At 66.9% G+C, this 21,562-nt stretch carries 17 protein-coding genes; 13 read left to right on the forward strand and 4 right to left on the reverse strand.

Translation table 11 applies throughout. The features are described 5' to 3' along the window. Positions 1-19: 19 nt before the first annotated feature. A complete protein-coding gene (locus ITJ67_RS01380) occupies positions 20-1,027 on the reverse strand; it encodes a helix-turn-helix domain-containing protein (RefSeq protein ID WP_194676504.1) in 1,008 nt (335 codons plus the stop codon). Positions 1,028-1,368: 341 nt separating this feature from the next. Beyond that, on the reverse strand, positions 1,369-2,481 hold the full coding sequence (locus ITJ67_RS01385; RefSeq protein ID WP_160071039.1) for an LCP family protein: 1,113 nt from the start codon (positions 2,479-2,481) through the stop codon (positions 1,369-1,371). Positions 2,482-2,795: 314 nt separating this feature from the next. Between ITJ67_RS01385 and ITJ67_RS01390 the strand changes: the two genes are divergently transcribed. Together ITJ67_RS01390 and ITJ67_RS01395 are read left to right on the forward strand one after the other, a co-directional pair. Continuing rightward, entirely contained in the window at positions 2,796-4,412 is a 1,617-nt protein-coding gene (locus ITJ67_RS01390; protein WP_236558277.1) for a sugar transferase, read from the forward strand. A gap of 114 nt (positions 4,413-4,526) precedes the next feature. Beyond that, the gene (locus tag ITJ67_RS01395; RefSeq protein ID WP_160071037.1) at positions 4,527-4,868 is read left to right on the forward strand and encodes a PqqD family protein; all 342 of its coding nucleotides are present in this window, start codon (positions 4,527-4,529) and stop codon (positions 4,866-4,868) included. Positions 4,869-4,911: 43 nt separating this feature from the next. On the opposite strand, the gene ITJ67_RS01400 is transcribed toward ITJ67_RS01395, so the two are convergent. Then, positions 4,912-5,901: a nucleotidyltransferase family protein gene (locus tag ITJ67_RS01400; RefSeq protein ID WP_194676505.1), complete on the reverse strand. Its 990-nt coding sequence runs from the start codon at positions 5,899-5,901 to the stop codon at positions 4,912-4,914. 223 nt (positions 5,902-6,124) lie between these two features. Here ITJ67_RS01400 and ITJ67_RS01405 point away from each other — a divergent pair, with 223 nt between their 5' ends. After that, complete coding sequence (locus ITJ67_RS01405) at positions 6,125-7,273, forward strand: ATP-binding protein (protein ID WP_160071035.1); 1,149 nt, start codon at positions 6,125-6,127, stop codon at positions 7,271-7,273. A 59-nt stretch (positions 7,274-7,332) separates the two neighbouring features. Beyond that, entirely contained in the window at positions 7,333-8,004 is a 672-nt protein-coding gene (gene lepB, locus ITJ67_RS01410; protein ID WP_160071034.1) for a signal peptidase I, read from the forward strand. Between the two features lie 306 nt (positions 8,005-8,310). Here the strand turns inward: lepB and ITJ67_RS01415 are convergent, their stop codons facing one another. Continuing rightward, on the reverse strand, positions 8,311-9,531 hold the full coding sequence (locus ITJ67_RS01415) for an O-antigen ligase family protein (protein ID WP_194676506.1): 1,221 nt from the start codon (positions 9,529-9,531) through the stop codon (positions 8,311-8,313). A 220-nt stretch (positions 9,532-9,751) separates the two neighbouring features. Here ITJ67_RS01415 and ITJ67_RS01420 point away from each other — a divergent pair, with 220 nt between their 5' ends. From ITJ67_RS01420 to ITJ67_RS01460, 9 genes are all read left to right on the forward strand, one after another. Then, complete coding sequence (locus ITJ67_RS01420) at positions 9,752-10,894, forward strand: glycosyltransferase (protein ID WP_160071032.1); 1,143 nt, start codon at positions 9,752-9,754, stop codon at positions 10,892-10,894. A gap of 150 nt (positions 10,895-11,044) precedes the next feature. Next, entirely contained in the window at positions 11,045-12,643 is a 1,599-nt protein-coding gene (locus ITJ67_RS20085; protein WP_160071031.1) for a polysaccharide biosynthesis tyrosine autokinase, read from the forward strand. After that, positions 12,643-13,185, forward strand: a complete 543-nt coding sequence (locus ITJ67_RS01430; RefSeq protein ID WP_160071030.1) for a hypothetical protein — start codon at positions 12,643-12,645, stop codon at positions 13,183-13,185. Before ITJ67_RS20085 ends, ITJ67_RS01430 begins: the two co-directional genes overlap by 1 nt. A gap of 69 nt (positions 13,186-13,254) precedes the next feature. Then, complete coding sequence (locus ITJ67_RS01435; RefSeq protein WP_160071029.1) at positions 13,255-14,250, forward strand: CgeB family protein; 996 nt, start codon at positions 13,255-13,257, stop codon at positions 14,248-14,250. 65 nt (positions 14,251-14,315) lie between these two features. Then, on the forward strand, positions 14,316-15,281 hold the full coding sequence (locus ITJ67_RS01440) for an RNA-binding protein (RefSeq protein WP_160071028.1): 966 nt from the start codon (positions 14,316-14,318) through the stop codon (positions 15,279-15,281). Beyond that, positions 15,278-16,033 (forward strand): cytidylyltransferase domain-containing protein, encoded by a 756-nt coding sequence (locus ITJ67_RS01445; RefSeq protein ID WP_194676507.1) that lies wholly within the window; start codon positions 15,278-15,280, stop codon positions 16,031-16,033. The genes ITJ67_RS01440 and ITJ67_RS01445 overlap by 4 nt, the downstream gene beginning before the upstream one ends. Continuing rightward, on the forward strand, positions 16,030-18,276 hold the full coding sequence (locus ITJ67_RS01450) for an N-acetylneuraminate synthase family protein (RefSeq protein ID WP_160071026.1): 2,247 nt from the start codon (positions 16,030-16,032) through the stop codon (positions 18,274-18,276). The genes ITJ67_RS01445 and ITJ67_RS01450 overlap by 4 nt, the downstream gene beginning before the upstream one ends. A 53-nt stretch (positions 18,277-18,329) precedes the next feature. After that, positions 18,330-20,402 carry a glycosyltransferase family 4 protein gene (locus ITJ67_RS01455; protein ID WP_194676508.1) on the forward strand — a complete coding sequence of 691 codons (2,073 nt, stop codon included), beginning with the start codon at positions 18,330-18,332 and terminating at the stop codon, positions 20,400-20,402. A gap of 16 nt (positions 20,403-20,418) precedes the next feature. Next, positions 20,419-21,552, forward strand: a complete 1,134-nt coding sequence (locus tag ITJ67_RS01460; protein ID WP_194676509.1) for a glycosyltransferase — start codon at positions 20,419-20,421, stop codon at positions 21,550-21,552. Positions 21,553-21,562: the final 10 nt, after the last annotated feature.

Raw genomic sequence — 21,562 nt, forward strand, 5'->3', positions numbered from 1 at the left:
GTAGCCCGTCGTTGCGGACTCAGACCAGGGCGGACCCCGACGCGTTCTCCGAGGTGTTCTCCGCCGTGTTCTCCGCCGCGTTCTCCGAGGGGGATTCCGAGGGCGGTTCTGCGGCCGCGGCTCCAGCCTGAGCCTCGGCCTGCCCTGACTCGTCTGCGCTCGCCCTGCGGAACATCCGGAGGTTCCTGAACCCGCTGTAGGCGGCCGCGGCCTTCAGATCCTGCACCGTCGGGTCGCCCGTCCCGAGGAAGTCCTCCGCCAGCGCGAGACGGGTCTCGCGCAGCAGCCTCGCGGGCGTCGTGCCGGTCTCCCGGAACACTCGGTGGAGGTGCGACTGCGAGATGCCGAGCTGCTGTCCGAGATCGACCACTGAGAAGTTCGCGTCGTGAGCTTGCTCCGCGATGAGCTGGTGGGCGCGCATCAGCAGGGTCTTCGAGGGGCCCGCCACGGTGCTCTCGCGAATCGACGAGCGCAACACCGCGATCACGAGGTTCTCGATCGCGGTCCGCCAGGCGGGGAAGCCAGGGTTGTCCTCGTCGATCGACCCATCGAGGGATGCCATTGCTGCGCTGGTCAGGACCTTGCGCAGGTGCGAGTTCGGCGTGCGCGGTCCCGTGTAGTTGAGGTCGTTGCCGAGTACCGCCTTGATCTTCGACCGTCGGATCCCGAACAGGAGGCGAGTGGAAGCGTCGGTGGATTCGACGCGCATCGGCTCAGCGGACTCGTGGACGTAGAACGGCGACGGTGCGGAGCCCTCGGATTCGTTCTGGCCGTTCAGCCTCGTCGTGCCGCGCATCGCGAAGCTCAGGAAGACCAGGCCGTTGTCGTCTTGGGGGCGCGGCTTGATCTGGACCACCATGGGGGTCACCCAGATGCGGCCGATGACGATCGTGGGGCTCGTCGCGAGGTCGGCGAAGATCTTCACTTCGCCGTCCGCGGTCACGAGTTGCAGGCCTCGTGACTGGAGCCAGTCGACGGCCCTCTCACCACGCAGTGCGACATCGAGCTCCGAGATCACGGCCGTCATCTCCTTTCCGACTCACATCACGGCGGGCTTCGGTGGAACGGGGAGAACCCCTGCTGTGACCGCGGAAGGATCTGCGGGTTGAACGAAGCTGTATTGAGTCTCACTCTTTGCCGCATCACCAGAAAATACGTCGCACTTTTCGGCGGGAGATGCCATGTTCTGGCGATTGTCGTGGACTTCTGCTCGGCCTCGCGACGGAGACGTGCTTCGCTCCCGAGCATGTGCCTCGGACATGTAGGTGTTCGCAGACTCGGGTGGATTCAGGGATACGTGGATACGGAGACGCAAATCGCCCCGCGCATCCAGTCGGATGCGCGGGGCGGAGAAGCGGAGCGGTCTGGCTATCGCCCGGTGGGCTGGTACTCGCTGACGGTGTCGGTCACGAGGTGCTTCTTGAGCTCCCCGATGCTGACCGTGTCGAGGAACACGACCGACTGGTCGCCGACCATGCCGGTGCCGTTGGTCGGCAGGGTGAAGCTGCGGACGTTGCTCCCGCGGATATCGCGCATAGAGAGGCCGAGGTTCAGCATGGTCTGCAGGTCGAAGGTGTTGTCGACTGCTACATAGGGGGAGAACTGCGTGATGATCTCCTGAACCTTGCCCGGGTTCGTCAGGGTCTCCGCCGTGAGCATCTTGTCGAGCACCGCCTTGACCCAGGCCTGCTGGTTGCGCACGCGCTGGTAGTCGCCGTCGGTGAAGGCGTAGCGCTCTCGCACGAAGGCGAGCGCTTCATCGCCGGTCAGCGTGATGGGCCCCGCCTCGAAGGTCTTGCCCTGCATGTGCGAGGAGTTGAAGGCGACATCGTTGTTGATGGTCACGCCGCCGAGCGCGTCCGTGATGCCAGCGAAGCCATCGAAGTCGACCACTCCGACGTGGTCGATGCGGAGTCCGAGCAGGCCCTCAACGGTCTGGACGACGAGCGGGACGCCGCCGAAGGAGAGGGCGGCGTTGATCTTCGCCTCGCCGTGGCCGGGGATCGCGAGCCAGCTGTCGCGCATGATGGAGATGACCTGCACGTCGCTGCGATCTGCGGGGATGTGCACGAGCATCATCGTGTCGCTGCGGCTGCCGAGGTCGGTCATGATCGACGTGCTCCCGCTCACACGCGAGTCACTGCCGAGCAGAAGGATGTTCATGGGCGAGCCCGCCTCGGTGACGACCTGCTCTGGGCGTCCCTCGTAGTCATCTGGGAGGGCATTGTCGATCTTCTCGATGCCATCGAAGGCCTGGTTCACATTCCACCAGATGATCCCGGCGCCGGCCACTGCGACGATCAGGACGCCGACAAGCGTCCACAGCAGGATCTTCGGCCCGCGACGCTTCTTCTTGCCGTCCTCGCGGGCTCCGCGGCGCGTGCCGCTCGAACCGCCATCGGCTTCGTGCTCGAAGAGATCTGTGAGGGCGTCGTCGTCGCTTCGTGGGCGCGACGAAGCCTGTCCTGGGGTCTGCTCCATGCAGGCGAGTATGACACGACGCAAGTTTCGAGCACGAGTCGGGCCGAGCGGTGTCTCGCTTCCCTGAAATCGAACGTGAATGCACAACAAGTATGTTTCGGTCAGGAAAACACGCCAGAGATGCGGAAAAAATACCTGGGTGACCCTTTCGTTATGCGTGAACGTTGAGATAGTCTCAGCTGGCACCCAGGATCTCTACGATGAGCCCACAGGCCCATACAGAGCGCGGCCAGTGGCCGCGGAGACCCGAAGCGCATTCCCGGAACCGACGCGGTCTGCGCACCAAGAAGTACTCATCTCTTATTGGAGCACACGTGACGCCACCCACCTCAGGGCCCGCTACCTCGCAGATCCCAGTCGCAACCGCGACTGACGATTCGCGAGACAGCGACACGGTGCCCTCGGTCGAACCGCACTTCGCGCAGACCTCCTCAGATCCGAACGCTCGCGTCCAGCGAAACATCAAGCGCCGCGCCAACTGGCGCCAGGGGTACGCGCAGCTCCTCGTCCTGACCGACCTCGCCGTGCTGGCAGTCGTCATGGTCGGAGCCCAGCTCGTCTGGCTCGGTGGCGGCAACGCGGCCGTTCCCGCCGGCGGCAGCGGCTTCATCAGCAGCGAAGTGTCCTACTGGCTCGTCTCGGCTGTCATCGTCGTCGGCTGGGCCTGGATGCTCTCCCTCTTCGATACCCGCGACTACCGCATCCTGGGCTCAGGGTTCGAGGAGTACCGCGGCATCTTCAACGCCTCGCTCATGCTCGCGGGAATCGTCTCGATCTTCGCCTACCTCTCGGCGTTCGAGCTGGCACGTGGCTACGTGCTCATCGCCTTCCCTGTCGGCACCGTCGCACTTCTCCTCTCTCGTTGGATCGGCCGCCAGTGGCTCGTCCGCCAGCGCAAGGGCGGAAACCTGCAGGCACGTGTGCTGCTCGTCGGCTCGCGCTACTCGGTGCTCGACCTCAACCGCGACCTCTCGCGTCGTGAAGCCGCTGGCTACAACGTCGTCGGCGCGTGCCTCATCGACGGGAAGAGCGGCGAGCTCGACCCCAACTCTCCCGACTTCCTACCGGGAACGGATGTCCCCATCGGCGGCAACCCGGAAGACCTGGCTGGCTCCCTCGACGCCATCGGCGCCGACACCGTCGTCATCGCAGGCAACGACGTCACCTCGACGCAGTGGCTGCGCGAAGTCGGCTGGGACCTCGACCCTGACCGCCACTTCCTCATCGTCGCGCCCGGTCTGCTCGACGTGGGCGGTCCGCGCATCGTCACGCGCCCGGTCGCCGGCCTGCCGCTGTTGCACGTCGACTCCCCGAAGTTCACGCGCATGGGGCTCCTCCTCAAGCGGGCATTCGACATCCTCGTCTCCGGCCTCCTCATCCTCGTGCTCTCGCCCCTCCTCGTCGGAACGGCGATCGCCGTGGCCGTCACCTCACCTGGCGGCGTGTTCTTCAAGCAGGAACGCGTCGGCTACAGCGGTGGTCGCTTCACGATGTGGAAGTTCCGCAGCATGCGAGCCGACGCTGAAGAGGTGCTCAAGAAGCTGCAGAGCGAGCGCCGCGACGCGGGCAACGACATCCTCTTCAAGATGAAGGACGACCCTCGCATCACGAAGGTCGGCAAGTTCATCCGCCGCTACTCGATCGACGAGCTCCCGCAGCTGTTCAATGTCTTCGGCGGCTCCATGTCGCTGGTCGGCCCCCGCCCGCCGCTGGACCGCGAGGTCAAGCAGTACGAAGACCACGTGCACCGTCGCTTCATGGTCAAGCCCGGCATCACGGGCCTCTGGCAGGTGAGCGGCCGCTCCAACCTGACCTGGGAGGAGACAGTGCGCCTCGACCTCTACTACGTCGAGAACTGGTCAATGGCCGGCGACTTCGTCATCCTCTTCCGCACTGCTCGTGCGGTCGTCGCCAGCGAGGGCGCCTACTAGGAACGAAGCACGCACATCGAGCAGCGGCGACCCATCAGATGGGTCGCCGCTGCTTCTTTGCGTGCGCCGGTCTGTTGCGTGCGACTGATCTCAGCCGAACAGTAGGCTGGCCGGATGGATCAGGGGACAGGTGATCAGCGTCGTGAGAGCGCGCAGCTCTTCGAGGCCGTGATCGCCCCGGTGCCTGAGCTGGCGCTTGTTCGCGACGACGAAAGCGGAGACGTGACCGTGCTGTCGCTCGTCGACACGAGCTGCAAGCCGCTTGTGTTGAGTGGGACCGCGGCCGTCATCTGGGACGAGTTCGACGGCGTCCGCTCGCTGGAGCTCATCGTGCGGGAGCTCGCTGCCGACTACGGCCTCGACGAGCAGGTCATCGGCGAGCAGGTGCTCGGTTTCGTAACGCAGCTGCTGGACGCCCAACTGCTGCAGATCCTCGACTCGCCCACCTCCGCGTAGCAGCTGCGACGCGCGGTCCGCATGGGCTGGACGAACGGCGCCGCTAGCGCTTGTCGAACGCCCTCAGGTCGCGCCTGGCCTGCACAAGACCGTGCAGTCCTCGACTCGCGCGCTTCCACCAAGCTCTGACGACGCTGATCGAGCCGTTGCGCAATTCGGGGTCGATAGCCGCGAGATCCGCGCGAGACGGGAAGAACGCGCGAGCCGCGATGCCCGGCTTCTCGAGGAGAGGAGCCCGCTGCAGCTTGAGCATCCACCCGGTCATCGCATGCTCTGCCTTCGCGTTGAGGCGCCACAGGCGCAGCGCCTCGCTCGCGTTCGAGTTGGGGACAAGCGGGACGTCGTGTCCGAGGTCCGTGAGGAAACGACGCGCGGTCTGCGTGGAGTCCGTTCCGACTGCGTCCTGCAGGATCTGCTCCATGAGGGAGGCGGTCGAGCGCGCGTCCGAGATGAACTCCGTGTCGGAGCTGTCCATCTTCTTCAGGGCGCTGACGAGCTCGCTGTACTCCGTCATCTGACGCGAATCCGCTGAGACCTGGCCCTCCTCGCGGAGGGAATGCAGGGCGAGGACGAGCGCGCTGCCCGCTCGATCGGGGGTGTCGATGGGGTGGCCGGCCACGGTGACCTGGATGCGGTGCACCCACAGGCGATCAAAAGCCTCCTGCGGGCTGCCGAGGAAGCCGGGCCAGTAGTGATGCACATCGATGTCGTTGGGCCAGGACTCGTGGATGAGGGTGCGGGAGTGCTGCTCGAGCAGCTTCGGGAAGTCGGGCCAGGGGCGAGGGCTCCACCCGTACGCCCGGAGTGCTTCTATGAGGTCCTTCGCGCGGTCGGGCTCGACGATGATGTCGACATCGGTGGAGTAGCGACGCGTGCGCAGTCCGAGATCTGCCGAGATCGGCCCCTTGATGACGAGCATCCGGATGCCCTGCTCGCGGGCAACATGCTGCGTGAGCGCCGTCGACAGCGCGACCCCATCATTCACCGAGAAGGCGATGGTCGCGGCGTCCGGGGACGCGGCTGCTGCGGTCACTGAGGTCCTTAGATCTGCGTCGCGAGCCGAGAGAACTCGCCAGAGCGAGCATATCGAGGTCTGCGAGTGTGTGGGCGTGCACTTCCGGGGCGCCGGAAGGCACATTCCGACCGGCTCGAAGGTGCTCTCGAAGCCTCCCTGTCGGGTGACAGCTCGAGGCGCAGGAACGGGGAGTGCTCCCCTGAGCCGTCTGGGGCTCAGCCTGCTTGGTACAGTTGCCAGCATGACGAGAACACTGCGCCTGAATCCCCTTGGCGTAGACGTAGAGCTTCGCCTCGATGAGAGCATCTCGGCGGAGTTCGAGGCGGATCTGCGGGAGTCCTGGGCAGACGTGACGGGCCAGCCCGGGGAAGGTGAGCCTGACGAATCACATCGTCTCGCGCTCGCTCCCTTCAGCGAACCCGAAGCGACCGACGTGGTGAGCGGTTCGGCCGCCGATCTGGCCTCGCAGATCTCGACCATGGTGACCCTCGATGCGATCGAGCACAACGGCGGTCGCCTGGTGATGATCCACGCGGCGGGGGTCGCGCTCGACGATGGTCGAGTCATCGCGTTCGTCGGTCCTTCTGGCCGCGGCAAGACAACTCTCGCGAAGACGCTCGGCCGCGAATTCGGCTACGTCACGGACGAGACGCTCGCCGTCGACTTCGACGGCAACGTCCTGCCCTACCGCAAGCCGCTCTCGGTCATCGTGGACTCGGCCCGGCCCAAGGCGCAGCTCTCACCTGCGAAGCTCGGGCTGCGCCCCCTCCCGGAGTCGCCGCTCAAGATCGCGGCGATCGTCCTCCTGCACCGCGTCGACGAGCACGAGCTCGTCGACGGCCCGCAGCTCTCGCCCGTCGCGACAGGCAGCGCGATCGGCTCGATGGTTCCGGAGCTCAGCTACCTGCCGGCCCTGCCGGATCCGCTGGTGCAGCTTGCCGAGCTCATCGACGCGACTGACGGCGTGCGCCGGGTCACGTACTCCGAGGCCTCGCAGGTTGTCGCGCTTGTCCCCGAGATCCTCGCCGCTCAGGGCGACGTCCAACCGTGGACATCTGGTCACAGCGTGGCAGACACGACGACACCCTCGGCCACGGTCCGAGAGGACTCCTACCGGCGTGCTCCTGGCGTCCACTGGCTGCTGTTCGCGAACGAGGCGGTCACGCTCGAGTCGCGCATCGTCCGGCAGCTGGCCGGCATCGCGCCTGGCCTCTGGGAGCTCCTCGGCGACTGGACGACCCTCACGACCCTCACGGCAGCGCTCATCGAGCAGTACGGTGAAGTCCCGGATGCGCGCAACCTGGTGCAGGTGGCCCTCGAAGGTCTCGTGGAGGCGAATCTCGTCGAACGGGTGCAGGCCGCGGTCGTCGGCAATACGGCGGGTCAGTGAGCGACGACGACCTCGCGAACGCCCCTGTCAGAAGGGCACCGCGTTCACGGTTGCGACGCGTGACGTCGCATCCGCTCTTCCATCTTGTCGCCGCATTCGCGGTCCTCGCGCTCGTGCAGGCGTTCTTCGTGAAGGTGTACGCCATCCCGTCCGCCTCGATGGACGACACGCTCGCCGTCGGCGACCGCATCCTGGTCAATCGCCTCGCCTACCTCGGCGATGCCGAGCCGGTCACGGGTGACATCGTCGTGTTCGCGGCCTCCGACACGTGGGACGAGGCGCCGCCAGAGGCTCCCAGCGATCCGCTGCGATTCGCTGCTCGCGTGGTGGGTGAGGTCTTCGGCATCGGGCAGGGCTTCTCGCACATCCTCGTGAAGCGCGTCATCGCGACCGGAGGACAGACCATGGCGGTCGACCCGGCGACGGGTGGCATCGTCGTGGACGGCGCCGCGCTCGACGAGAGCTCCTACGTCGACCTCGACTTCGAGTTCGTGCCAGGCACGCTCGACTGCTCCACATCGCCGGCTTCTCTGCGCTGCTTCGATGAGTTCACGGTGCCCGAGGGGCAGATCGTGGTCCTCGGCGACAACCGCACCAACTCGTCCGATTCGCTCGCTGCGTGCCGCGGCGGGGGAGTGGACGCATCCTGCCTGCGCACCGTCCGCGATGACGACGTCGTGGGTGAGGTCTTCTCCATCGTGTGGCCGATTCCGCGGTTCGGCGCCGTCTGACCCATCACCGGCACTGCGGTGGCGAGGTGTCGTCGGCCGTTTTGTGCTCCAATCGCGCCAGAAGCTCCCCTTCGCGTGAGCATCATCCGTGTTCGCAGCACAATGGATGTGTTGTCGCGCTGCTGGCGCCTGGGGCACCGGGCCGCCGATTCGCGGCACGGGCCGGTTCTCGTGTCTGGGGAGACGCCCCGGCCCAGACGCTTCCAGCTCGGCCCCCTGTGCTGGAAGCAGAGCGCCCGACCCGCTGCGTGCGGGTCGGGTGCTTCGTCGTCTCGTGGGCTGCCGGACGCTGCCGGGTGCGGCGACCTAGCTGACGCGCTGCTGGATGGGGAAGAGCGCCCCTTCGACCTCCGGACCAGCTGCCGCCTGGCGGACGAGCCAGTCCGAGTGTCGCTGCGAGTAGATGCCGAGGCCGATGCCGATGGCGATGAAGGTCGGGAGGGTGATGAACACCTCTCCCAGGCGGAACGAGCAGAGCAGGATGACGATGGTCGCGGCCTCGACGATGCGCGCTTCGGGTGTCTGCCTGCCCTTCCCCAGGAACTGGAATCCAGCGAACGCGAGGAGCGCGAGGATGGCGAGCAGGAAGGCGTAGCCGCCCTCCGTGATGAGCCCCCAGTAGGAGTTGTGATAGAACCAGACATCTCCGGCGAGTTCGGTGGTCGCTTCTCCCAGTCCGTGGCCGTACCAGGGCGCAGCCAGCGTCTTCTCGAGCGATGCGGCGTCGATTCGCTCCCGCAGCTCGTCTGATCCGGACCGTGCGGCGTAAGCGCCGACCTGCGAGAGGTTGTCCTCGGCGTAGAAGAACCCGCCGAGCAGCACTCCGGCGAGGATGATGCGGAAGAACGGGCCAAGGAAGCGCGCGCAGACCAGCCAGATGAGAGCCGCGGCCAGGGCGGCCATGGAGGTTCGCGAGTCGGTCAGCACGACCGCCCCCAAGCCGAGGCCGGTGAGAACGATCCGGGTCCAGAGGCGCCGGTAGATCAGGAAGAGGAGCACCGTCAGGATCGCGTACGTGAATCCCGCGACGTTCTTGTCATTGAGGAACCCCGTCAGGAGACCGCCGTAGGTATCCGGGGCGAGCCCCGCGTAGAAGAGCGGTATGTTGGCGAGCAGCCCGACCGAGAAACCCTTGAGTCCCGAGACGATGTCGATGCGTCCGCTGGCGATGAAGCCGGCCAGGAAGAGCATGATGAGGATTCGGCCGAGGCGAGTGATGTCTGCTTGAGTCGGGCCCGTCGCGATTGCCACGATGGCGAGGAACGTGACGAGGAGGATACTGATCGCCGCGAACCAGGTCGTGCCGCTGAGCTGCCTGGTGGGCCGGCGGAAGGCGGCGACGGCGACGAGGAGGAGCCCGGCGATGTCGTTCACGGGCAATCCGATGCCGGGTGTCGCGATGCGGACGACGAAGAACATCATCAGCACGGCATCGATGATGCGGGTGCTGCCGACGGCAAAGATGGAATCTCGAACGAAGTCCGGAGTTTTGCTGCTGGCCCCTGCCAACGGAGAATGCTCTGTCACGTTCCGATGCTACGGTGTTTGCTGGTGCTGGCCAACAGCGTCGCTGCAGAGCGGTTTCAGGGGGGAGTCGTTCTGCGGGATCCCTGCTCCTCGGACACAGGGCTTAGCCTGCCTACATAGAATGTAGGGAGCCGGGTTTCTGGAATTGCAGGACCCGCTTTCGGGGAATCTGCATTTCACCTCCCGTTGGTGGCCCATGAACGAAAACCGAGGTGGTGGAATGCGCGCGACTGGCTCCCCGCGTCCCCGCGTCGCAATCGCCCACGACTACATCACGCAGCGCGGAGGCGCTGAACGTGTTGTGCTCTCCCTCAGTCGAGCGTTTCCCGAGGCGCAGGTCTTCACGACGCTCTACGAGCCGGAGACGACGTTTCCCGAGTTCCGCGATATCGACATCGTCACGTCGCCGCTGAACAGGGTCGGGCCGCTCCGGAGAGACCACCGCAAGGCGCTGCCGCTCCTGGCGGCCGCGAGTTCGGGCATTCACATCGACGCTGATGTGGTGATCGCATCGACGACCGGGTGGGCGCACGGCTTTCGAACTACCGGACGAACGATCGCGTACTGCCATTCCCCGGCCCGCTATCTCTACCTGAGCGACCAGTACCTGGGAGACGCCGGCCGTCTCTCACCCACGCGTATGGGCCTACGCGTGCTCACGCCGTTCCTCAAGCGCTGGGATCAGAAGGCAGCCGCCAGCGTCGACACCTACATCACGAACTCGTCCATCGTGCAGCAGCGAGTCTCCGATGTGTACGGGCGTTCGTCCGAGCTGCTGTTCCCGCCGCACAGCGTTGATATCAGCGGGCCGCGAAGTGCCATGCCAGAGCTCGCTGACTTCGTCGGCGGCGGTGGACACCTCCTGCTCGTGTCGCGCCTGCTTCCCTACAAGAACGTTGACGCCGCGATTCGAGCCGTGGCTGGCCTGCCGAACGAGCGCCTCGTCATCGTGGGCGACGGTCCCCAGCGGGCTGAGCTGTCGGCGACGCTGCCCGACAACGTCCGCCTCGTCTCTGGCATCAGCGATGAGCACCTTCGCTGGCTGTACGCCAGGAGCCGTGCGCTGATCGCGCCCTCGCATGAAGACTTCGGACTGACCGTGATCGAGGCGGCAGCGTGGGGCAAGCCCAGCATCGCCCTCCGAGCCGGCGGGTACCTCGACACGGTGCGCGAGGGTGCCACAGGACGGTTCTTCGATGTGCCGACCGCCGCCGCGATCGCGGACGCCGTCGCGGCCTCTCGCTTCCAGGTCTGGGACGTCGCGGCCATCAAGACCCACGCCCACGGATTCTCGGAACAGGCGTTCGCGCAGCGTCTGCGCGAGCTCGTCGACGAAGCGGCCACGCGACGCGGGGGGAAGTGACATGCGCGTGTCGCGCGAGGTCGCATCCCTGGACCGCATGAACGGCCAGCGGATGGCGTTCGGTGCATCCAGTTGTTACTGTGAGTTGTCCTCGCGCCCGGGTCTTATTCCCGTGCGCGGAATGTTGTGTCTAGGAGAGGCGTACGCGCTGTGACGGTACTCGATTTCTTGCGTCTCACCGGCAAGAGCTGGAAGATCCTCGCTGTCGGAGTCATCATCGGGCTGCTGGCCGCCTTCGGTTACACGCAGATCCAGCCGAAGGTGTACGAAGCCGACTCAGCCGGATTTGTCATCGCCGGTGGCTCCGCGGAACTCGGATACATCAACGGCTCGGAGGCGGCGATCGCCAAGGCGAACTCGTACCTCCCCCTCATCACGAGCCAGCCCGTCTACAACAAGATCGCTGAGAACCCCAACTCTGGACTCGCCGCGGGCGAAACCCTGAACGGTCGCCTCTCCGCGACGGTTGCCCCAAGCAGCAACCTCATCCAGGTCAGCGCCAGTGCCAGCACGCCCTCATCGGCGGTCGCGCTTGCCAACGGGGCACTGCAGGCGATGGCCGACGTCATCACGGAGATCGAGACGCAGGTCGGCGGCGGAGCCTCCGGAGTCACCGTCGTTCCCCTGCAGAACGCCGTCGAGCCCACATCACCGGTCAGCCCCAACCTCCGCAACAACCTCATCATCGGCGGTGCCATCGGCCTCGTGCTCGCCTACGCCTTCGCGCTTCTCCGTCGCTCCCTCGACGTGAAGGTCCGCGACTCGAAGGACCTCGCGACGGCCTCCGGCGCGGGAACGCTCGGCCGCATCCCGAAGTCGCCGCAGCTGATGGGAAAGAACCGCGGCACGAACGACGCCGACGCCATCGCCGCCGAGTCCTTCAGGCGACTCCGCACGAACCTCCGCTTCGCCAGCGTCGATGAGGAGATCCGCTCCATCGTCGTGACGAGCGCCAACGCGGGTGAGGGCAAGTCGACCGTCGCGACCTCGCTCGCGCAGGTCCTGGCGCAATCGAACACGCCGACGATCCTCATTGACGCGGACCTTCGCCGTCCGACGGTCGCGACTGTCCTCGGCATCGACGGCAAGATCGGCCTGAGCGAGGTGCTCAGCGGCCAGGTGTCGCTCGAGGATGCGCTCGTCGGCTCCAAGATCCCTGGGCTCTATGTGCTGCCGTCCGGACGCATCCCCCCGAACCCGTCGGAGATGCTCGGCTCGGAGGCCATGAAATCCATCGTGAGCCTGCTCTCCAAGGACTACATCGTCGTCATCGACGCGCCCCCGCTGCTGCCCGTCACCGACGCCGCCGTGCTGTCCACGCGCGTCGACGGCGTTGTGCTGGTCGCCTCCGCGGGTCGGACCCGCCGCGAGGACGTGGCGGCTGCGCGCGACATGCTCAAGCAGGTGCACAGCCGCATGCTCGGAACGGTGCTCAACATGGTGCCCCCGCGCGACAGTGCAGACGGCTACGAGTACCGCCGCAACCGCAGCTACTACGTCACGGCAGACAAGAAGGGCATGCCGAAGTTCAAGGCGGTCAAGGGACACACCGACCCCTCGGAGCACTTCGGCGCCCAGCCTGACGTGGTCGCACCGCAGCGGGAGTCGCTCTCGCCGTCTCGCCCGTCCCAGCCGGCCACCGGGCAGGCTGTTCCCGAGCAGGCGCAGGCAGCCCCCGTCCAGGCCTCGGCTCCGACCGCCGTTGCGACCGAACAGCCTCAGAGCCGTCGATCGCGCAGAGGCGCTTAGTGCCGAGCCTGCTCTTCGTCTGCCACGCGAACATCGCGCGCTCGGCCGCGGCCGAGTTCCTCGCGCGTGCCCAGCTCGGGCCCGAGAGCGACTGGCAGGTGTCGAGCGCGGGCGTCCGCGCTCTCGTCGGCGAAGACATCGACCCGACCATCTCGGCGGCCGTCCGTGATCGGGGCGTCGAGCCGACGCCCCACGTGGCGCGGCAGGTCGACGTCTCCATGCTGAAGGACGCGGACCTGGTGCTCGCATTCGAGGGTGCCCACCGATCGTGGATGCTCAGCGAATCGCCCAAGGCCGTTCGAAACACGTTCACGATCCGCAGCGCGGCACGTCTGCTCGAGACCATCCCGCGGCGCGCGGCGCCGCTGCCCTTCCTCGCGCATGTCAAGACCCCGCCGGGCGGCGACCTCGACTTCGCGGACCCGTACGGCCGCGGCCCCGCGGTGGCCAAGCAGGCAGTTGCCGAGATCGATGCCCTCCTGGCGACCATCCTCCCGGGCATCGACGCGATCGCACGGACCCCCCGTCTGCAGACGACCTGACCTCGAGGGAATGAACGTGGACATGTCACGCTTGCGCCGTGCGAGTGCGGGTTGCGGGAGAGCTGGCGCATGCTGAAGCGCCTGCTCATCGTGAGTCCCGACTTCCATGGGTACTGGAAGGCGGTTGCCTCGGCGTTCGAGTCGATCGGCTACTCGGTGAGGGTGCACCGGTACGACAGCCACACGACGTTCGCCGATCGGGTTCAGAACAAGCTGCTCCATGACCTCCCGGAGTCGTTGCGGTCTCGTGCCGCGGCAGAGAAGGCCACCCTGCGCGCCGTGGAGCAGTTGCGCGGAGAGAGCTTCGATGCGGTCCTCGTCATCAAGGGCGACCAGCTCGGAGAAGCCTGGTGGGACGCGCTGAGCGCGGAGTCGGTGCCATCCGTCATCTGGCTGTACGACGAGATCCGCAGGACCAGGTACACCCCGGAGTTCCTGGCGTCGACTGGTCGCATCGCGAGCTACAGCCACGGCGACGTGCGCCTCCTTCGGGAACACGGCGCGGATGCAGTCTTCGTTCCCCTCGGCTTCGACTCGAGCCAGTCGTTCGTGCGCGTCGAGGTGCCGGCTGTGACGTTGGTCGGTGCCCGCTACCCGAATCGCGAGCAGCTGGTGCGAGGCATCCAGGGCTCTGGGGTTCCCGTGCGCGCGTACGGCCGCGACTGGTCACGGAGGCTCTCCGACGTCGTGAGGACGCGACGCTTCCGCGCGGCAGGCGTGCCTGCCAGCGGAGACCTGTCGCGAGGCGCGGCGTACGGCGTGATGGCGGGAAGCCTCGCGACGTTGAACGTGCACGCGAATCAGGACGGCTTCACGATGCGAACTTTCGAGGCCGCCGGTGTCGGCGGGCTCGAACTCGTCGACAGGCCCGAGGTGAGCGAGTTCTACGAGGTCGGCAAGGAGGTGCTGGTGTTCGAGAGCGTCGAGGAGATCGTGGACGCGGCGCGTCGCGCGCAGCGCGAGCCTGCATGGGCCGATCAGGTGCGTGAGGCAGCTCGTAGACGGACGTTGGCCGAGCACACCCTCGAGCACCGCGCTCGAGCCCTGGAGGCGTTGTGGGACTGAACATTCCAGAAGATCTCGAAGCGTGGCAGCGCTGGCAGAATTCGAGGTCCCTCAAACGCCAGATCATGAGCCGTGTGCGGCGCCCCTCTGGGGAGCCGGAGTTCACCCTCCTCGTCAATGGGCCCGAACCGCGTCTGCTTGTCCTCATCGACGTGCCGACCCCGAGCGCGGTCGCGGCGTACGCGGAGCCGTTGCGCTTCCTCGAAGGCGAACAGGTCGCCGTTCTGGCGCCGAAAGACCTCAGTGGGATGCTCGCGGGCAGCTGGACGAGCCGTCGCCTCGACGGGGTGGAGCTTCCTGGTGAGCTCCGCGGAGTTCGCGCCGTCTTCACGGCGGGGCACTTCCTTCCCGCAGGGGCTCTCGGCTACCGGTGGAGCAAGCAGCTCGGCGCACGCTTCGTCGTGGCCCAGCATGGATTGACGACACCGTTCGCACCGCCCTTGGCTCGCGGCAGCCACCTGCTCGCGTTCTCTCAGGAGGACGCCGAGTTCTGGAAGTCGGGACGAGACGATGTGACGCATGAGGTCGTCGGTGCGCAGCTGCTCTGGCATGCCTCGCGGCGCGGCAGCGGTCGTCCCGCAGGGCCCGGAGATGCGACTCCGGTGTTCCTCGGACAGCTGCACGGTGCTGAGCTGTCGCGGTGGACGTCGGCGAAGACCGCTCGGACGTTCTGCACGACAACGGGTGCCGAGTATCGTCCGCACCCAGCGGAGACCGACCGCCTTTCACGCCTGCAGCACCGCGCCTGGCAGCGGCGCGGAGTGCGGTTCGAGAGCTCCGGTCAGTCGCTCGCGACCCTTGACCGGCCGGTCGTCTCGGTCTTCTCCACGGGCGTCCTCGAAGCCGCCGCCGCCGGCCAGGATGCCTGGGTGACGTGCGTCGACCCGCCCGCGTGGGTGCGCGACTTCTGGACACGGTATGGTCTTTCGCAGTGGGGCAGCGATTCGACTCCTGCCCCGCCTGTTCCCCAGACAGAGCCAGCACAGTTGATAGCCGCGAGCATCGCGCGGATTCTGGAGGAAACAGTATGAGGATCTTGTGCGTCATCCCCGTTCGGGGAGGTTCCAAAGGCATCCCCGGCAAGAACAGGCGCCACGTCGCCGGTAGGCCGCTGGTCGCCTGGACCATCGAGCAGGCCCTCTCAGCACGTCCGCAGATGGATGTCCTCGTCTCCACCGACGACGAGGACCTCGCCGCCATCGCGCGAGCAGCCGGCGCGCAGGTGCCGTGGCTGCGTCCCGCGCACCTCGCTGAAGACACGACGGCAACCGAGCCGGTGGTCGAGCACGCCATCGCCGAGTACACGGCTGCCGGGCGACGACCAGATGCCGTCATGCTCCTTCAGGCCACCTCGCCCGTGCGGCTCCCGGGCACCCTCGACCGTGCGATCTCGCAGTTCGCGGCGACCGGCGTCGATTCGATGGTGGGTGCCGTGCCTCAGACGCCGTTCCTCTGGCAGTACGGAGCATCCGAGGAGGACCAGCCGAAGGCGCACTTCACGATCGGCGCGAGGCCTCGCCGCCAGGAGCTGCAGCGCACGCAGATGTTCTACCGCGAGACGGGCTCGCTCTACCTCACGAAGACCGAGATCTACGAGCGGGACCACAACCGGCTCGGCGGCACGATCGGCATCTTCGAGATGGACGACCTCGAGGGCGTCGACATCGACACCGAGCTCGATCTCTCCATCGCAGACCACCAGCTCTCCCAGCTTCACCCTGACGCGGCCGCCGCCCCGTCAGCGCACACCGCAGCATCGACAGACAAGGACTCCGCTCAGTGATCTTCGAGCGCAACCTCACCCCTTACATCGTCTTCGCGGAGGACCCGATCGTCGTTGGTCTGCAGAAGATCAGCGCGAACCAGCAGCGCATCGTCTTCTGCGTCGACGAGCACGGCCGTCTTCGTGGCTCCCTCTCCGACGGTGACTTCCGCCGCTGGATCGTCGCGAACCCGACGGCCTCCCTCGATGTCACGTGCGTCGAAGTCGCCAACACGAGCACCCGCACCGCGCCGGCGACCTCGACGCCGTCCGACCTGGCTCCGCTGCTCGGGCACGGCGGCATCACGCATCTGCCGCTCGTCGATGAGACGGGCCACCTGATCGCCGTCGCCATCGACCGCAATGATGTGCTGCGCATCGGTCGGCACCAGATCGGTGCCGGCCACCCCGCGTTTGTCATCGCGGAGATCGGCAACAACCACAACGGCGATGTCGACCTCGCGAAGCGACTCGTCGACCTCGCGGCCGACGCGGGCGCCGACGCCGTGAAGTTCCAGCTGCGGGACATGGATGCGCTGTATCGCCAGAGCGGTGGGTCGACGGCCGGTGAAGACCTCGGGGCGCAGTACACGCTGGATCTCCTCTCGCGCGTCTCCCTCCCCGCGGAGAAGCTCTTCACGGTCTTCGACCACGCGCGCGACCGCGGTGTCGACCTCATGTGCACGCCGTGGGACGGACCGAGCGTCCAGGCGCTTGTCGACTACGGCATCGAGGGCCTCAAGATCGCCTCGGCCGATCTCACTAATCACGAGCTGCTCCGCGATGCGGGCTCGCGTGGGCTCCCGCTCATCCTGTCGACCGGAATGTCGCGGGAGTCGGAGATCCTCGAGACCGTCGGGCTCATGCGGTCCCTGGGTTCCAGCTTCGCGCTGCTCCACTGCCAGTCGACGTACCCTGCGCCCTTCAAGGACATCAACCTCGCCTACCTCGACCGACTCGCGGAGATCGGCGACAGCATCGTGGGCTACTCGGGCCACGAGCGCGGCTGGCACGTGCCTGTCGCTGCGGTCGCTCGCGGGGCGCGCATCATCGAGAAGCACTTCACCGTCGATCGCGGCATGGAGGGCAACGACCACACGGTCTCGCTGCTCCCGGACGAGTTCGAGCAGATGGTCGAGCAGATCCGAGACATCGAGCTCTCGCTGGGCGACGCGGCACCGCGCGAGGTGTCCACGGGAGAGCTCATGAACCGCACGACGCTCGCGAAGTCGCTGGTCGCGGCACGAGAGCTCCGCGAGGGCGAGGTGCTCCGAGCTGAGGACATCGCCGTGAAGAGCCCCGGTCGCGGGCTGCAGCCGAATCGTCTCGACGAGCTCGTGGGTCGCACGGTGAATCACGACATGGCGGAAGGCGAGTTCTTCTTTGAGAGCGACCTCACCGATACTGCGTCCGTCGGGCGCGAGTTCGAGTTCCGTCGCCCTTGGGGCCTTCCGGTTCGTTACCACGACTACAAGAAGCTCATCGAGAACTCGACTCCTGACTTCCTGGAGTTCCACTTCTCGTACAAGGACCTCGAGGTCGACATCGACAGCTTCTTCACGGAGCCCCTCGACATGGACTTCACGACGCACCTGCCAGACCTGTTCTCCGGCGACTTCCTCGTCGACCTCGCGTCGACGGACGACGAGCACTGGGAGCGGTCGATCCGCGAGGTGCAGCGGACCATCGACACGACCCGCAGCCTGAAGAAGTGGTTCACGCGCTCGACCGAGCCGATCATGGTCGTCACGATGGGCGGCTTCACGAAGGACAAGCACGTCCCCGCTCAGGCGCGCACCGCCATGTACGCGCGGATCGCGGATGCCGTGCAGCGTCTCGACACGGACGGCGTGCGGATCGCGGCGCAGACGCTTCCGCCGTTCCCGTGGCTCATGGGAGGCCAGCAGTTCCACAACCTCTTCCTCGATCCGCACGACACTGCGGAGTTCTCGGCGACGACGGGGACGAAGCTCTGCTTCGACGTGTCGCACTCGAAGCTCGCGGCGAACTTCCTCGGGATGCAGTTCTCCGATTACACGGAGCTCATCGCGCCCCACAGCATCCACCTGCACCTCGTCGACGCGACGGGGGTCGATGGCGAGGGCGTCCAGGTCGGCGACGGCGAGGTCGACTGGCCCCTGCTGGCAGGGCAGCTCGATGAGTTCGCGCCGGGTGCACCGTTCATCCCTGAGATCTGGCAAGGACACATTGACAACGGGCAGGGCTTCTGGACGGCGCTCGATCGGCTCGAGAAGTGGCTCTAGAGGCGCGGGCAGCATCTGACGGAGGCCGCTCCTCGCGGCCGATCGCTCTCTGGGTGATTCCCGTTGCTGACCTGGGCGGGGTCGCGCGTCACGTCCTGGACGTGGCCGAGGAGGGCATTCCCGGCTTCGAGCTCGTCGTGCTCTGCCCGGAGGGGCCTCTCGTCGATCGTCTCCGTGCGGTCGGCGCCCGCCTCGCCGTGGGCAGAATCGGGCCAGACGCCGGCCTGAGCCGGTCGATCCGGACCCTCAGGTCGGCCGCGCGCCGTCTTGGGCCGGCTGTCGTGCACTCGCATCTCGCGTACGCGGACGTCGTCGTGGCCGCCACGCCTCTGCCGGCCGGCACCGCGCGCGTCACGAGTGAGCACGGTATCGCCGGCGAAGACAGCATCTATCACGGGTCCTCCTGGAAGTCGCAGCTCATGGCCCGCGTGCACGGAGCGAGGCTCCGTCGGTTCGAGGGCGTCATCGCCGTCTCCGAGGCGACCAAGCGGGCGATGCTCGCGAAGTGGGGGCCGAAGCAGGAGGTGCACGTCGTTTACAACGGCGTCGACCAGCTACCTGTGCGTCCAGCCCGTGCCTCCGACTCCCTGCGCGTGCTCGCCCTCGCGCGGCTCTCTCCCGAGAAGCGCATCCCGCAGCTCATCGACGCGTTCGCTCGGGTGCACGCGCAGAGAGCGGACGCCCGGCTGACGATCGCCGGCGTCGGCGCGCTGGACGCCGAGCTCCGACGTCGAGTCAGCGACCTCGGCCTCGCCGATGCCGTCGACTTCCCGGGCTTCGTGGATCCAGACGCCGCCATGGCGGAAGCCGACGTGCTGGCGCAGCTGTCCGTGTGGGAGAACTGCTCGTACTCGCTGCTCGACGCCGCCAATCGTGGGATGCGCGTCGTGGCTTCAAGCGTCGGCGGAAACCCGGAGATCGTCGCGGAGGCGGGACTCGTCGACGCCGATGATGTCGCGCAGGTCGCGCGTGTGCTCCTGGATAGCGACGCCGTCACGACGCTCGACGATTGGCCGTCGGTCTCCGACATGACCGCAGCCATCGCCGGTGTCTACGCCAAGGCGGGAGTCGCATCCGATCTGCCGGGCGGCCTCCCGAACCACGTCACCATCGCCACGAACAACGGAGACATCGGCGGAGGAGAGGTGATGCTCCTGAGCATCGCCGCCGTGCTCGAGGAGCTCGGCGTCGACGTGACCATCGTCGGCCCCTCGGAACCGGGCGAGCTCGTCGCCGCCGCGCGGGATGCCGGGCATCGTGTCGTGGAACTCGAGGCGTCCGGGCGGAGAGCGTGGATGCTCGCACTCCGCCGTTGGGACGCCGCGGAGCGACGGGGAATCCTTTGGTGCAACGGGCTCGTGCCCGCCGCAGCCACAGCAGGGCGCCCCGATCGAATCGTGCACCTTCACCAACGCCCGTTGGGTGCGCTGCGCGTGATCGAGCCCTTGGCTCGCTTCAAGGCGCTCACGACGATCGTGCCATCCGCATCGATGGCGGCGGCCGTCGGCAACGCTGAAGTGCTGCCGAACTGGAGCCAGAGCCCAGGGACACGCAACCGGGTGCCGCAAGGACCGCCGATCGTGCTCGGATTCCTGGGCAGGCCATCCATCGACAAGGGTGTGGACGTGCTGGCCGCCGCCGTGCAGGAGCTGGAGGCGCGCGAGCCCGGCCACTATCGGCTGCTGCTCGCCGGTGAGCCACGATTCGTGTCCGCGGAAGCCCAGCTGGCCGTGGAGAAGGCGTTGCAGCCCGTCGCGCACCTCACCGACCGTCCGGGCTGGGTAGCGCCGGCAGACTTCTTCGATCGCATCGACCTGCTTGTGGTCCCTTCGGTGTGGCCCGAGCCGTTCGGACTCGTCGCGACCGAAGCGATGGCCGCGGGAGTCCCGCTGCTCGTCAGCGATGCCGGGGCCTTGCCGGAGATCGTGCCGGAGACCACCGGAGATGTCTTCGCCGCCGGCAGCGCCTCGGCTCTCGCCTCAGCGATCGAGCGGAAGATCGCTCGCGGCCTCGACGCAAATGTGGGGTCGAACCGACGACGGTGGCTGGAGCACTACTCGCCAGACGCGGGCGCCAGCGCAGTCGGTGACCTGCTCCGCAGGATCGCATCCAACTCACCCGCTTGAGAGACCGAGGCAGGTCATGAAGTTTGTCTACCTGAACGACAGCCCACTGAGGGTGAGCCCGCAAGGTGTCCTGGGCATCTTCGCGAAGTCGATGACCGGCCTCGCCGAGTACGCGAAGCGCTGGCCAGGTGAGGTGATCGTCTCCTCCCTGGAGCCTCCGCTGCCGGCCGCCATCGACGACCCGCAGTTCAAGTGGGCCGACGACCCGCTCGCCCGGGAGCTGCGGTTCATCGACCGTGTCGATGTGGGCAGGATCTCCGAACTCGGGGCTGACCTGGTCATGCACTCCGTCGTCGGACCGCTCAGCGAGACGCTGCTCGGGAACGACTTCCGAGTCATCCTCACCGACGATTGGTCCCCCGAAGTCCGCCTCGAGGTTGGCCTGGTCACGAACCGAGGCCTGGCGGACCGCGTCCGCATCCGTCTCGGCGCGGCGAGGCGTACACGCCGCCTCGACGGGCTTGCGGCGCGCGCCGACGGTTTCCAGTGCAACGGACACTCAGCAGCAGAGCACTACGCGACGGTGAACGAATCGACGCACATGTTCTTCGACCACCGGATGCACGCGGACGACGTGCGTGCAGCGGGTCAGCGGAGCTTCTGGGACGGCACGCGCCCGCTGCGGATCGCCTACTCCGGTCGTTTGACGGAGATCAAGGGGGTGAACCTCATCCCGCCGTTCATGACGGAGCTCGATCGGGCAAACATCGACTACGAGTTCACGATCGTCGGGGCGGGCAACCTGGAGCAGCAGCTCAGGCGAGAGGTGCCGTCGAACGTGCAGTTCGCGGGCTACATGGATTTCGAGCAGAGCTGGAAGTCGTTCGCTCGGACCCAGGTCGACCTCATGTTCCTGCCACACATCCAGGGCGATTCGGCGAGCACCTACTTCGAATCGATGGGGTCCGGGGTTCCGGTGCTCGGGTTCCAGAACCGGACCCTGTCACCGCTCCTCGCCGCAGGCGGCGGCGGCTGGGCGGTGGACAACGGCGACGTGGTCGCTGCCGCCGAGGTCGTCGCGCGCCTCGCAGCGGACCCAACACAACTCGAGGTTCAGGCCAGACGAGGCCTGACGTTCATGCAGGGGTTCCCGTTCGAGGGCGTTTTCGACGGACGAGTCCGTCATTTCGTCGACGTGGCACGACGCTGATCAGCGCTGC

This window comes from Pseudoclavibacter sp. VKM Ac-2867, assembly GCF_015351275.1.
Classification (GTDB): Bacteria; Actinomycetota; Actinomycetes; order Actinomycetales; family Microbacteriaceae; genus Pseudoclavibacter.